At 53.5% G+C, this 13,683-nt stretch carries 10 protein-coding genes, 2 tRNA genes and 2 rRNA genes; 7 read left to right on the top strand and 7 right to left on the bottom strand.

All coding sequences use genetic code 11. The features are described 5' to 3' along the window. Window positions 1-2: 2 nt before the first annotated feature. Window positions 3-1,454 carry a glycoside hydrolase family 13 protein gene (locus SIB80_RS04660; RefSeq protein ID WP_205909564.1) on the bottom strand — a complete coding sequence of 484 codons (1,452 nt, stop codon included), beginning with the start codon at window positions 1,452-1,454 and terminating at the stop codon, window positions 3-5. 40 nt (window positions 1,455-1,494) lie between these two features. On the opposite strand from SIB80_RS04660, the gene SIB80_RS04655 reads away from it, so the two are divergent. The 3 genes from SIB80_RS04655 to SIB80_RS04645 all read left to right on the top strand — a co-directional run bounded on the left by SIB80_RS04655 (window position 1,495) and on the right by SIB80_RS04645 (window position 4,574). Beyond that, complete coding sequence (locus SIB80_RS04655; RefSeq protein ID WP_169189840.1) at window positions 1,495-1,635, top strand: hypothetical protein; 141 nt, start codon at window positions 1,495-1,497, stop codon at window positions 1,633-1,635. 25 nt (window positions 1,636-1,660) lie between these two features. Further along, the gene (locus SIB80_RS04650) at window positions 1,661-3,040 is read left to right on the top strand and encodes an aldehyde dehydrogenase family protein (RefSeq protein WP_063419689.1); all 1,380 of its coding nucleotides are present in this window, start codon (window positions 1,661-1,663) and stop codon (window positions 3,038-3,040) included. A 100-nt stretch (window positions 3,041-3,140) separates the two neighbouring features. Then, the gene (locus tag SIB80_RS04645; RefSeq protein WP_063419690.1) at window positions 3,141-4,574 is read left to right on the top strand and encodes a LysM peptidoglycan-binding domain-containing protein; all 1,434 of its coding nucleotides are present in this window, start codon (window positions 3,141-3,143) and stop codon (window positions 4,572-4,574) included. 18 nt (window positions 4,575-4,592) lie between these two features. Here SIB80_RS04645 and SIB80_RS04640 read toward each other — a convergent pair whose 3' ends face one another. Further along, window positions 4,593-6,086 carry a RecQ family ATP-dependent DNA helicase gene (locus SIB80_RS04640; RefSeq protein ID WP_236066034.1) on the bottom strand — a complete coding sequence of 498 codons (1,494 nt, stop codon included), beginning with the start codon at window positions 6,084-6,086 and terminating at the stop codon, window positions 4,593-4,595. 62 nt (window positions 6,087-6,148) lie between these two features. Beyond that, window positions 6,149-7,189 carry a hypothetical protein gene (locus SIB80_RS04635; RefSeq protein ID WP_063403532.1) on the bottom strand — a complete coding sequence of 347 codons (1,041 nt, stop codon included), beginning with the start codon at window positions 7,187-7,189 and terminating at the stop codon, window positions 6,149-6,151. A 130-nt stretch (window positions 7,190-7,319) separates the two neighbouring features. Between SIB80_RS04635 and SIB80_RS04630 the strand changes: the two genes are divergently transcribed. The 4 genes from SIB80_RS04630 to mtnC are packed head-to-tail and all read left to right on the top strand — an operon-like array spanning window position 7,320 to window position 9,777. Then, the gene (locus SIB80_RS04630; RefSeq protein ID WP_063399026.1) at window positions 7,320-7,526 is read left to right on the top strand and encodes a photosystem I reaction center subunit IV; all 207 of its coding nucleotides are present in this window, start codon (window positions 7,320-7,322) and stop codon (window positions 7,524-7,526) included. Between the two features lie 5 nt (window positions 7,527-7,531). Beyond that, the gene (locus SIB80_RS04625; RefSeq protein WP_063419691.1) at window positions 7,532-8,407 is read left to right on the top strand and encodes a DNA-formamidopyrimidine glycosylase; all 876 of its coding nucleotides are present in this window, start codon (window positions 7,532-7,534) and stop codon (window positions 8,405-8,407) included. 12 nt (window positions 8,408-8,419) lie between these two features. Continuing rightward, window positions 8,420-9,040, top strand: coding sequence for a methylthioribulose 1-phosphate dehydratase (gene mtnB / locus SIB80_RS04620; RefSeq protein ID WP_063419692.1), 621 nt, complete (start codon window positions 8,420-8,422; stop codon window positions 9,038-9,040). Further along, complete coding sequence (gene mtnC, locus SIB80_RS04615) at window positions 9,040-9,777, top strand: acireductone synthase (RefSeq protein WP_063419717.1); 738 nt, start codon at window positions 9,040-9,042, stop codon at window positions 9,775-9,777. The genes mtnB and mtnC overlap by 1 nt, the downstream gene beginning before the upstream one ends. A 107-nt stretch (window positions 9,778-9,884) precedes the next feature. Here mtnC and rrf read toward each other — a convergent pair. From rrf to SIB80_RS04595, 4 genes are all read right to left on the bottom strand, one after another. Next, window positions 9,885-10,001 (bottom strand): 5S ribosomal RNA (gene rrf / locus SIB80_RS04610). A gap of 107 nt (window positions 10,002-10,108) precedes the next feature. Continuing rightward, window positions 10,109-12,985, bottom strand: a 23S ribosomal RNA gene (locus tag SIB80_RS04605). Window positions 12,986-13,476: 491 nt separating this feature from the next. After that, window positions 13,477-13,549, bottom strand: a tRNA-Ala gene (locus SIB80_RS04600). A gap of 9 nt (window positions 13,550-13,558) precedes the next feature. Beyond that, a tRNA-Ile gene (locus tag SIB80_RS04595) sits at window positions 13,559-13,632 on the bottom strand. Window positions 13,633-13,683: the final 51 nt, after the last annotated feature.

Raw genomic sequence — 13,683 nt, 5'->3', positions numbered from 1 at the left:
GATCAGTGAAACAACACTGCTGATTGAGGGCCTAATCCCCGGCCATTGCATTCAAATGCTCCTTCCAGCCAAAGAGGGTCTGTCGATGAGCCTTTCGTCGGCAACCATGACCTGCGACTGCGATTGACCCACCCCTGAATCGACGCCTCCGTTTGCGTTGTGGCTGGCTCGGGCTGCATCCACCAAGCATGAAGTGCATCAGCTCCAATCGGTTGCCATTGCAAACCGCCATCAGCCAACGCTGGGCAACGTTGACGCAGATCACTCAACGACTGAATGAAATCGCGCAGGTCTGCAGGCCAAGGCGTATGCCAAGGGAACCCTTCGCGGCAACCTGGTTCAGGGCCACCCTGCAAACCCGCCTCTGTGCCGTAGTAGATGCAAGGCGCCCCTGGTTGCAAAAACAGCAACAGCAAGGCCAACTTCAACGCCGCAAGATCACCCTGAAGTGTGTGCAAAGCTCTCGGCACATCGTGGCTATCAAGCAGGTTCAACTGGCTGCGGTTCACCTCAGGTCGATACCAACCCAGCGTTGTTGCCAATAGCTCAACAAAAGCCTCCCCACTCAGAGGGTCAAGGGGATAGGCAGGATTGCGATACCGACGGCGTAATCGCTTACCAGCAACCCAGCAAAGGCTGCTCCAACCCATCCGATAATTCATCACCCCATCAAAGTGCTGCCCCTGTAGCCACGGTCTCGCATCACCCCAGATCTCAGCCAAGATCCAAGCGTCTGGATTCACTGCCTTAACCATGTGCCGAAACTCCAGCCAAAACTCAGCAGGCACCTCATCAGCAACGTCAAGTCGCCAACCATCGATTCCCTGCTCGAGCCAATAGCGGGCTACGGCAATCAAATACTCACGCACAGGGGCATGGGCATGATTGAACTTTGGCAAGGCTGGATCGTTCCACCAGCAGCTGTAACCACAATCCTGCCCACGCCGTGGATAGGGATGAAGCGGCCATTTCCGCACCTCAAACCAATCGCGATAGGGCGAAGCCTCACCATTTTCCAAAAGATGATGAAAAGCCCAGAACCCGCGACCACATTGATTAAACACGCCATCCAAAATGATGCGCATCCCGCGGCGATGCACCGCCTCAATCAAAGCCTCTAGCGCTGCATTGCCACCGAGAAGCGGATCCACCTGCAAGTAGTCATAAGCGTGATAGCGATGATTAGCGGCAGAGCTAAAGACGGGTGTCAAGTAAAGGCAGCTGATACCAAGCGCCTGGAGATGATCAAGGGCCTCGATCACCCCGTAGAGATCTCCCCCCTGAAAACCCTGCTCAGAAGGGTCACTACCCCAGCAGCGCAAAGCCAAATGCTGATGAGCTAAGACACGGCCACTACAACGAAAACGATCAGGGAAGATCTGATACACCACCGCCTGGGCAACCCAGCGGGGAGTGTTGGTCAGCCCATCGATCTGCTGCATGCCCCATTGCATACCAAGATCCCACCGCTAGCACTTGAACAAGAGAACAGCCATGGATGATCAGCTCCTAAGCCTGGCCCTCGCTCAGGGCACCAGTAGCTCCAGGGCCGCCGTCTTCAACCCCGCAGGTCAACTGATCGCCAACGCTTGTGCCCATCCGCCAAAAGCGCCGACACCACTGCTAGACACCTAGACACGAGTAACAATGGTGTCAGACCTTGCTTCCTGAGAACTTTCTGCTGAGTGAACTGCGCAAGCCAGTCATTTCGGGCCTCACAAGACCAGAAGCCTGGCGCAGAAAGCAACTCAAGCAAATTGAGGTCCTCATCGAAAAGCACCAAGACGAGGTGCTTGATGCCCTGGCAACGGATCTAGGCAAACCACCAACCGAGGCATTGTTTGAGCTGATCGCTCTGCGTGGGGAACTCAAACTGGCTCAACGGCAGCTCAGCCGCTGGATGCAACCCAGGCACGTACAAGTGCCTTTAGCCCATCAGCCAGGTCAAGCCGAGGTGATCCTCGACCCCCTGGGTTGTGTTCTGATCATCGGCCCCTGGAATTACCCCTTCTCTCTAACCCTCCAACCACTAATTAGTGCTCTGGCAGCAGGCAATACAGCAGTGCTCAAACCTTCCGAGCATGCCCCTGCCACCTCTCGAATGATCGCCCATGTGATCCCTCAACATTTCTCCAGCGAGGTCGTACAGGTGATCGAAGGGGATGGAGCCATTGCAGCGGCACTGATCAAGCAACCCTTTGATCACATCTTCTTTACCGGCAGCGGCGCCATCGGCCAGAAGGTCATGGCTGCTGCCGCCGAACATCTCACTCCGGTGACCCTGGAGCTAGGAGGGAAAAGCCCAGCCATCGTGATTGATGGCGCCGATCTCTCGGTCACGGCTAGGCGATTGGTATGGGGGAAGGGTCTCAATGCTGGTCAAACCTGCATCGCCCCAGACCATCTACTTATCCAAGAACAACTCAAACAGCCTCTACTGCAGGCGATGAAAGGAGCCATTACTGAGCTCTATGGAGGCGATCCGCTGCGATCACCCCACCTCGCCAAGATCATCAACGATCGTCATTTCCAGCGACTACAACACTTGCTTGATCAAGCAAAGCAGCGCGGCAAGGTGCTCTCAGGCGGACAAATTGACCCCGATCAAAGACGCATCGCTCCCACTCTGATTGACGTGGACAAGCGCGACGATCCGCTGATGGAGGAAGAGCTCTTCGGCCCACTGCTGCCTGTCATCAGCGTGCAAAGCCTTAATGAGGCTCTCGCTGAGGTCCGACAACAACCAAAGCCCCTGGCCCTCTATCTCTTTGGCGGAACACATGCCGACCAACAACAGCTCCTCAACACAACCAGTTCAGGCGGAGTGTGTTTCAACGATGTGGTGATGCATGTAGGCATTCCTGAGCTGCCCTTTGGTGGAGTCGGGGCCAGTGGCATGGGGCGTTATCACGGCCTGGCTGGTTTCGAAACCTTTTCCCATCAAAAGTCTGTCTTACGTCGCCCCTTCTGGCTAGATCTCAAATTGCGCTACCCCCCCTACAAGGCCAATCTGGCGTTGCTCAAAAAGGTGCTGGGATAATCAAGCCGCTTTTTGCAAGGGCATCATTTCGGGATGCTTGAAAAGGGCTAGCGTATCTGTGGAAGCAGCTTATCTTTCACCAAACTGTAGAGAGAGATTGATGCGCCGGATCATTGTTAGCGCTCTAGCCCTGACAACACTTCTACCGCTGCCATCCTGGGGTGCCAGCGTCACAGTGAGACCCGGTGACACCCTTTCGGAAATCGCAACGCGATATCAGGTATCCCTTCGGGCCTTGATGCGGCTGAACGGCCTAGCCAATGCAGACAACCTCTTCATCGGCCAGACCCTCAAACTGCCAGGTAGCGCATCAGGCACAGTCACGGCTGGAGCAAGCCGTCACACGGTACGAAGTGGCGAGACCCTCAGCACCATTGCTGTTCGCTACCGAGTGCGCCAGCAGGATCTCATCACCCTCAATGGTCTGAGCAATGCCGACAATTTATATATCGGCCAAACGTTGAAATTACCGGGAGGTGCTTCCGGGGCAATCAGAGCTGGCGCCAGTCGTCACAAGGTTCGCAGTGGCGAAACCCTCAGCATCATTGCTACCCGCTACCGAGTTCGCCAACAGGATCTCGTCGCCCTCAATGGCCTTGCCAATGCCGATACCTTATTCATCGGCCAGACCCTCAAACTGCCAGGCAGCTCATCAGGCACAGTCAGAGCTAGCGCCACTCGTCACACAGTACGCAGTGGCGAAACCCTCAGCACCATTGCGGCCCGCTACCGAGTTCGCCAACAGGATCTCGTCGCCCTCAATGGCCTTGCCAATGCCAACCATGTCGAACGTGGCCAAACCCTGAAACTGCCCCAAGGGGCTGTTGTTACCAAACCCAAAGCAGCAGCAAAGCCCAAACCTGTAGCCATTCAGGCAAATCCAAATGCCACCTCCCATACCGTGGCTCGAGGGCAAACATTGAACCAAATCGCTGGGGCTTATCAAATCCCTTTAGCAACCCTGATCAAGATCAATGGGATCAACAACCCCAACAAGTTATTAGTCGGCAGCAAACTGTCTCTACGGGTCAAACCATCAACAACAACCAAGCCAAAATCCACCACGACAGTTGCCATCAAACCGACTGCAAAAACCACCGTTAAACCAGCTTTTAAACCAACCGTTAAATCCACCACCAAGCCTGCTGCAAAACCACAACCCAAGCCCAAGTCCACCACGACAGTTGCCATCAAACCGACTGCAAAAACCACCGTTAAATCCACCACCAAGCCTGCTGCAAAACCGCAACCCAAGCCCAAATCCACCCAGCAAGTTGCTGCCAAGCCTTCGCAAACGCAATGGCGCACTTACGGTTCACTTCAAGTGGACTGGGCCAATTGGAAGTTCATGGGAGGAAGCTACGTGGCCCCAACCCTCAACAAAGATGGCAAAGCCCTTTATCTGGCTGTGAACTGCCCAGCGCGCAAGATCAATACCACCGGCACGAATGGATCTTGGAAAACTTGGGGCGCTCCACAGCAGCGCTTTGAGCATGATCTCGTCAAGGATCTCTGCAAAGCCAAAGGCGGCTAAATGCATCGAGGGCTGCACTCAGGCCGCATAGTGCAGCGGCCAGGGTTGGCGTAAAAAGCGCCGACCGCTCTCACGTAAATAGAGCCGCTGGACACCATCATTACTCTCCGTAATCAGCTCTTCCTGCACCAACCTGCGAGCTAACCAACCCCAACGCACTTGCTTGCGGCCTGTAGTGGACGAAAGGCTTTCACTGAGACTGCGAAGATTCATGCCCTTGCGATCTTCGAGCACCTCAAGCACAGCAAAGGCTTGCTCAGACCAATCACGGCGGCGGGCAGTCTGCTGACAGCGATCGCAGCGACCACAAGGCGGCACCAATTCACCAACGGCAAGCAAAAGCCCTTGTTCCAGGCAAAACTCCCCTTCTGCTACCGCCTCGATACGCCGCAACTGTTGCTGCGCCAGCTCCAACCGCATCTGAATCTCCTGCGTAGCGTTCTCATCAGCACAACGGCGAGCGGAAGCATGCATCGCCCAACCAAGGCTGGTGCGATCACCAGGAGAAAACAACACCAAGCAATCGGCCGGCAGTCCATCACGCCCGGCCCGGCCAGACTCCTGCAAATAGCCCTCCGGCGTTGCAGGCAGATTCAAATGCAGAACCAATCCCACATCGCTGCGATCTACACCCATACCAAAGGCCACCGTGGCCACCAGCACAGGCTTCTCTTGATCTAGGAAATCAGCCAGCGCCTGCTGGCGCACCTCCGGGTCAAGCCCGGCGTGATAAGCAGTAGCCGCAACATCCTCAGCCTGCAACCGCTCTGCCCATTGCTCCACAGAGCGACGCGTTCTGGCATAGATCAGCGTGGCACCGCGTGATCCTTTCAAAGCCGCAAGCACATCAGGCAAGGGATCTCTCGATCGCCTGCGCATGGCGTAGTGGAGATTATTGCGCTGGGCCGAGCAAACCTGCACCTGCGGCCGGCGAAGAGCCAAGAGGCGGATGATGTCGGCACGCACCCTTGGAGCCGCAGTAGCACTGAGAGCAACCACAGGCACACCTGGGCAGAGGCGGCGCACCTGCCCCAGGCGGCGGTAATCAGGCCGGAAATCATGGCCCCAAGCACTGATGCAATGGGCCTCATCAACAGCTAGTGCCACCAACTTTCCCTGCGCAGCTGTGTCCTCGATCAATTGCCGCGTGGTCTCACCTTGCAAGCGCTCGGGAGCCAGATAAAGCAAACGCAAGCGCTCATCTCGCAGGCGAACCAGTGCATCGCGACGGCGCTCCGGATCCAGGCCAGCATGCAAACAAGCGGCGGCAATCCCCCGCCGTTGCAGCTGCATGACCTGATCCTCCATCAAAGCCACCAAGGGAGAGATCACCACCACCAGACCATGACGCAACAGCGCTGGCAGCTGATAACAAAGGGATTTACCACCACCGGTGGGAAGCACCGCCAGAACATCCTGACCCGCAAGAATCGCTTCCACCACAGGACGTTGACCAGGCCTGAAACCATCCCAGCCATAGTGATGCTGCAGGGCCTCGATCAGTGGATCCACTTCACACCACCAATAGCGCCCTCAAGATAACGAGCGCCAAGCCTGATGGCACGATCTCGAACTCAAGACAGCGGCGGCGGCTCGAGCTGGTCAGGAGCCTCCTCCACCAGCTGCAAGCGAACCCGTTTCCCTCCCGCCAACTCCCCAAGCGACACCCTCAAGGTTGCCCCGCTAAGGCTCTGCAAAGCACCCAAAACATCACGGAGATAAGGGGTACTGCTGCCACTTTCCACCCAAAGGCGTTCCTGCAAGCCACCCAATCGTCTCCAGGCCGTATGCAGCTTCAGAACGGAGGCTTCTAAAGACTGAGCCTGAGAGACAGCATCAGCCAGCAAACCCAAAGCATCGAGACGCTGAGCCTCATGCATGGCCTTCTCCAGGTTGAGTTCACCTTGCTGGAAAGCCCTCACCGCCTCGCTGGCCTCTGTGGTCTTACTGATCCAACGTGCTGTGCTGGTGACATCCTTAATGCAATCCAGTTCTGGCTCCTCCCGCAAAGCTCGCCTGAGATCTTCCTGCTGAAGCTCCGGCAGTTTTGCCAGCTCCCTTACCAGAGGAGCCACAACCTTGGGAGGCAAAAGATTCTCCTGCGTGCGCTGGCGGATCTCCTCCGGCAACAGGGGGCTTGTGGCAGACGTGAACTCATCTGTCAATCGGCGAACCTGCTTGCGAGTGATCTCTTGACCTTCATTGGCTGCCTCGGAAATCATCATCTGCACTTCTGGAACAGCCTGCGTCGTTTCCATGAAGGCCCTTTTAGAGAATTGATTCACGCTGCTCTCCTCCAGCATTCCTTCTGCCAGCAAGTTCTCAGCCGAATCAGCCAGCTGAATCAGGGCATAAGCACGGGTCTTACTGATCTCCCGTTCACGCAACCACTGCAAAAAGCCAGCACCACGCCCCTCACCACCGCGCTTCTCACGATCCCGCACTGCCCTAAGGATTCGCCCCCGCCAAATCTCAGTTTGCAAATCAAAGCGATCGCACAAGGCCCAGGCTTGCTCGAGTCGAGCAAGAAACTCCATGGTGCTGATGTCGTCCTGCTCCGGATCGGGCAGATCCAACTCAATAGCAGGAGGATCAAGAGCAACGGACGAACTCACCAAAACACACCTGACTTAAGGCTGGATGCTGCCATGGCCTACACCCAAAGGGGCGACATTCTGTGACGCATGGGTCAACTCACACACTCACGGCGATAGTCTTATGTGTGAATCCAATACCTGCGCAGCGATGGCGATCTCAAAAGGCGACAAAGTTCGCATCAGGCGCCAAGAGAGTTACTGGCACAATGAAGTGGGCACAGTGGCCTCTGTCGACACCACCGGCAAATATGGGGTACTGGTTCGCTTCGAGAAAACGAACTACTTCGGCATGCAAGGTACCGATAACGGCAACCTCACCAACAGCTTTGCTGAATCAGAGCTCGATCGCGCCTAAGGCGCTTGCCAGAATTACCTGAAGTTGAGACGGTCCGCCGCGGATTGGCAGACCGTCTTGTTGATTTTCAGATCGGCCAAGTTGAGGTTTGCCGAGAACGAGCAATCGCAAGCCCTGGCGGTTCTGCCCTATTTATCAAGATGCTCTGCGGAATGCACGTGGGCTCATGGTTAAGACGTGGCAAGTACTTAATGGCGTCTTTACATCATGATGTTGGCCAGCCATCAGCTGATTCAGAACCAGATCCTGATGGTGGATGGTGGGGCGTTCACCTGCGCATGACAGGGCAATTTCAATGGCATGAGGCCATCAGTTCACCCTGCCCGCATACACGCGTACGCATCTGGAACAAAAAAGATGAGGAACTGCGCTTCGTTGACACCCGCAGCTTCGGACAAATGTGGTGGGTTCCACCTGGCAACGCCCCGGAAACAATCATCACAGGTCTGCAAAAACTTGGGCCAGAGCCATTCAGCAGCGCCTTCAATTCCTCTTACCTAAGCAAACGCTTGAAGGGTTCGAAACGACCAATCAAGTCAGCACTTTTGGATCAATCCATCGTGGCAGGGGCAGGAAACATCTATACCGATGAAAGCCTTTTTGCCGCCAGAATCCGTCCCCACACTCCAGCAGGTCAATTAAAAAAGGTCGAACTTGAACGCTTATGCGCCTGCCTCACGGAGGTCCTCAGAGTGAGCATTGGTGCTGGAGGAACAACCTTCAGCGACTTCAGAGATCTTGAAGGCGTTAACGGCAACTACGGTGGTCAAGCCTGGGTGTATCGCAGAGGAGGCCAAGCCTGCCGGATATGCAGCACGCCCATCCGCCGTGAAAGCCTCTGCGGTCGTGGCACCCACTGGTGCCCCAATTGCCAAAGATGAATCCTGGCAAAAATGTTCGATTCACAGCAACAGCGGCAAGCTCTAAGCGACACCATTCGCGACTTCCACAAACGCGGTTGGTGTGATGGAACTGGCGGTAATTTCAGCCTAGTACTACAAAAAACGCCATTGAGATTATTGATGGCACCTAGCGGAATTGAAAAAAGAAATATCGAGGCAGATGAACTCATTGAAGTCAACAGCTCGGGTAACGTGATTCAAGGAGAAGGTAGAGCTAGTGCTGAAACAGATATGCATTTAAAAATCATCGAGCAGACCAACGCCAAGGCCGTACTGCACACACACTCGATTACAGCAACATGGCTATCCAACCACTATAAAAACACGGGGAAACTAACAATTGAGGGCTGGGAAATGCTGAAAGGGCTGCAAGGGATTAATAGCCATTCCACATCAATCACTCTGCCAATCCTATTAAACAACCAAAATCTAGCCAAATTAAGCCAAGCAGCAGGCGAATTAGTCCATGATGCAGCCTATGGACTACTGGTCGCAGGGCACGGTTTATACGCTTGGGGGGAGAGCCTCAACGAAGCAAGACGTCATGTAGAAATCTTGGAGTTCCTACTAGAGCTCTGCTGGCGTGAACAACTTATAGCCAGCCAAAAATGATGATCACTCACATCTTGCTGGATATTGAAGGCACCACATGCCCTACAAGTTTTGTTAGCTCTACTCTCTTTCCTTACGCTAATAGCCATCTAGAAGGATTCCTAAATGAACACAGAGAAAACAATGAGATTCAATCTCTTATAGATGAAGCATGGCATGAATGGAAAGCTGATCATGATCAGAGCAGCAAAGATCTTCTAAGCAAAGCACTAAGGGAGAACAGCAGCGAAATCGAGAACATCTGCGGTTACCTTCAGCATCTAATAACAATTGATCGCAAGTCTAGTGCTTTAAAAGATCTGCAAGGCAAGATCTGGCGAGAGGGCTATGAGGAAGGTGACATCTCCTCTTCACTCTACCCAGAAACTATCGAGGTACTAAGCAAACTAAAACAAAAAGGTTATGTCCTTTCAGTATATTCATCAGGCAGCATATCAGCTCAAAAGCTCCTCTACAGACACACGACTAATGGAGATCAAACAGCACTCTTTAGCCACTGGTTTGATACTCGTACTGGCAACAAAAAAGAAAGCAAAAGCTATAGCGATATCTCCATAGCTATGAACATTCCCGTAGAAAAGGTGATGTTTGTTAGTGATAGCTGCGCAGAATGTGATGCCGCAAAAAAAGCAGGGATGAGTGCTTTATTCAGTCTTAGGGAAGGCAATCCAGAACAAGACCCATGCGATCACAAAGCAATCAAAGAGCTCTGGTGTCTATTTGATTATCTTCTTTAAAAATCACACTGACTTGCACATCAAAAAAGCCACCCCTACGGGTGGCTTTTTCTTGGTAAATCAACAACTCTTTCTCGAGATTGATGATCTACATGCGGAAATGTTTTACCTGGCATTGAGCTATTTTCTCAGAGGGCTACCCCCAAAATATCGTCGCCGCTGATGCGTTTCACAACCGAGTTCGAGATGGATCGGAGTGGTTCCACATCGCCATGAACACCAGGATAAAATCATTCCCAAGGAGTGAACCTTGAGAACTGCATAGGTCATCATCCTTGCGAATGATGCTCTGAATTGAATAAAACTTGTTTCTCGGGCAAGAACCAAATGGATGGTCAAGCCCTCGGTCTATTAGTACTCCTCCGCTGCATCCATTACTGGACTTCCACGTAGAGCCTATCAACGGGTGTTCTTCCCGTGACCTTACTGGCTTATGCCATGGGAACACTCATCTTGAGGTGGGCTTCCCACTTAGATGCTTTCAGCGGTTATCCACTCCGCACATGGCTACCCAGCGTTTACCGTTGGCACGATAACTGGTACACCAGAGGTGCGTTCCTCCCGGTCCTCTCGTACTAGGGAGAAATCCTCTCAATGTTCCTGCGCGTACACCGGATATGGACCGAACTGTCTCACGACGTTCTGAACCCAGCTCGCGTACCGCTTTAATGGGCGAACAGCCCAACCCTTGGGACCGACTTCAGCCCCAGGTTGCGATGAGCCGACATCGAGGTGCCAAACCTCCCCGTCGATGTGAACTCTTGGGGGAGATCAGCCTGTTATCCCTAGAGTAACTTTTATCCGTTGAGCGACGGCCCTTCCACTCAGAACCGTCGGATCACTAAGGCCGACTTTCGTCCCTGTTCGACTTGTAGGTCTCACAGTCAAGCTCCCTTCTGCCTTTGCACTCGTCGACTGATTTCCAACCAGCCTGAGGGAACCTTTGCGCGCCTCCGTTACCTTTTAGGAGGCGACCGCCCCAGTCAAACTGCCCACCTGATACTGTCCGCTCCCCGGATAACGGGTGAACGTTAGAACCCTAGCTCTGAAAGAGTGGTATCTCACCATTGACTCAGTAGCACCCACGAGCACTACTTCAACGTCTCCCACCTATCCTGCGCATTCAGAGCCCGGGCACAATACCAAGCTACAGTAAAGCTTCATAGGGTCTTTCTGTCCGGGTGTACGTAGTCCGCATCTTCACAGACAATTCTATTTCGCCGAGCCTCTCTCCGAGACAGCGCCCAGATCGTTACGCCTTTCGTGCGGGTCGGAACTTACCCGACAAGGAATTTCGCTACCTTAGGACCGTTATAGTTACGGCCGCCGTTCACCGGGGCTTCAGTCGCCAGCTTCGCTTACGCTGACCGGCTTCCTTAACCTTCCGGCACTGGGCAGGCGTCAGCCCCCATACATCGTCTTGCGACTTAGCGGAGACCTGTGTTTTTGGTAAACAGTCGCCTGGGCCTCTTCACTGCGACCAGCTCTCGCTGGCACCCCTTCTCCCGAAGTTACGGGGCCATTTTGCCGAGTTCCTTAGAGAGAGTTATCTCGCGCCCCTCGGTATTCTCTACCACCCTACCTGTGTCGGTTTCGGGTACTGGCAGTTATGCCTTAACGGGTATAGGGCTTTTCTTGGAAGCATGACATCACCAACTTCGCTGCCGTAGCAGCTCGTATTCACGCCTTAGCTCAGAACGTTTTCGCCGCTCCTCAACGCCTCGAACGCTTAAACCAGTAACCAACATCTGGCTTGGCTAGCCTTCTCCGTCCCCCTTCCCAAAACATAACCGGTACAGGAATGTTGACCTGTTATCCATCGACTACGCCTTTCGGCCTCGCCTTAGGTCCAGACTAACCCTCCGCGGACGAGCCTGCCGGAGGAACCCTTAGGGTTTCGGGGCATGGGATTCTCACCCATGTTTTCGCTACTCAAGCCGACATTCTCACTTCTATGCAGTCCACGCCCGCTTACGCTAACGCTTCGCCCCACATAGAACGCTCCCCTACCATTTAACAAGTTAAATCCGCAGCTTCGGTACAACACTTAGCCCCGTTCATTTTCGGCGCAGGATCGCTCGACCAGTGAGCTATTACGCACTCCTTTGAGGATGGCTGCTTCTAGGCAAACCTCCTGGTTGTCTGGGCAATCCCACCTCCTTTATCACTTAGTGTTGATTTGGGGACCTTAGCTGGCGGTCTGGGCTGTTTCCCTTTCGACCATGGAGCTTATCCCCCACAGTCTGACTGCCTAGTTACACACAGGGTATTCAGAGTTCATCTCGATTAGGTACCGCTCTCGCAGCCCGCACCGAAATGGTGGCTTTACCCCCCTGCTGGAGCACTAGACGCTACGCCTCAACGTATTTCGGGGAGAACCAGCTAGCTCCGGGTTCGATTGGCATTTCACCCCTAACCACAGCTCATCCGCTGATTTTTCAACATCAGTCGGTTCGGACCTCCACTTGGTATCACCCAAGCTTCATCCTGGCCATGGTTAGATCACCCGGGTTCGGGTCTATAAACACTGACGATCGCCCTATTCAGACTCGCTTTCGCTATGGCTCCACCATTTCCGGTTTAACCTGCCAGTGCCTATAAGTCGCCGGCTCATTCTTCAACAGGCACACGGTCACCCGATTTAGTCGGGCTCCCATTGCTTGTAGGCTCATGGTTTCATGTTCTATTTCACTCCCCTCCCGGGGTTCTTTTCACCTTTCCCTCGCGGTACTGTTGCGCTATCGGTCACACAGTAGTACTTAGCCTTACGAGGTGGTCCTCGCGGATTCACACGGAATTTCACGTGCTCCGTGCTACTCGGGATACAGCTAGTTCAGTTCAGTTTTCGGTTACGGGACTTTCACCCTCTGTGGTGTGCCATTCAAACACTTCTCCTAACATCCCTGATACACATTACTGTCCCACAACCCCGATGGTCGAAACCATCGGTTTAGGCTCTTCCCCGTTCGCTCGCCGCTACTTAGGGAGTCGTTTTTACTTTCCTTTCCTCCAGCTACTAAGATGTTTCAGTTCGCTGGGTTGGCTCGCACCAGCCTATGGATTCAGCTGGCCGTACTAGGGGTTGCCCCATTCGGAAATTCCCGGATCAAAGCGTGTGTCCAGCTCCCCGAGACTTATCGCAGGTAACTACGTCCTTCATCGCCTCTGTGTGCCAAGGTATCCACCATGAGCCCTTTGTAGCTTGACCAATTAATCTCTATAACGCTTCACGTAGTTGAATACGTATTCTTAGCAATTCACCTGGCTTCAGTCTCAAACTTCTCCAGTTAAACTGAATTGTTTGTCATTGAAGATGGTTTGAATGACCAATCAAACTCTCGATGCCTCGATGACATCGAAAGAACGCTATAGAGTCTCGGCTCTTGACTCAAGAATCAAACATCATTCTCGTTCATCAACCTCAGCTCTCTACTGACGCAGATTGCACTAGCTGATTCCCAAGAATCATGCATCCATGAGATGCTTTATTCTTTCCAGACTTACCTATGCAGTTGTCAAGGTTCTGCTGAACATCTCTGCAATTCTTGCGAATTACAGTGAGCCCAGCGTCCTATCAACCTAACCTCAATTGATTGAGACCTGGAATGATAAGAAGCTAGGGTCTGCCAGCAAACTTAAATTCTAAATCACATCACACAACGATTCTCACCATTGGCTCGTTGTCAGAAGATTCGTCAGTGGAGGTTAGCGGACTCGAACCGCTGACATCCTGCTTGCAAAGCAGGCGCTCTACCAACTGAGCTAAACCCCCAACACCGAATGGGCCATCCTGGACTTGAACCAGGGACCTCACCCTTATCAGGGGTGCGCTCTAACCACCTGAGCTAATGGCCCAGGAGTAACCCTTGCGGGGTGTGACCTAGACAAGTTTAGGAACTAAAATCA

The organism is Prochlorococcus sp. MIT 1327, from assembly GCF_047304785.1.
GTDB lineage: Bacteria > Cyanobacteriota > Cyanobacteriia > PCC-6307 > Cyanobiaceae > Prochlorococcus > Prochlorococcus marinus_D.
Note: the sequence above shows the minus strand (reverse complement) of the source record. Positions and strands in the feature narration are given on the sequence as shown.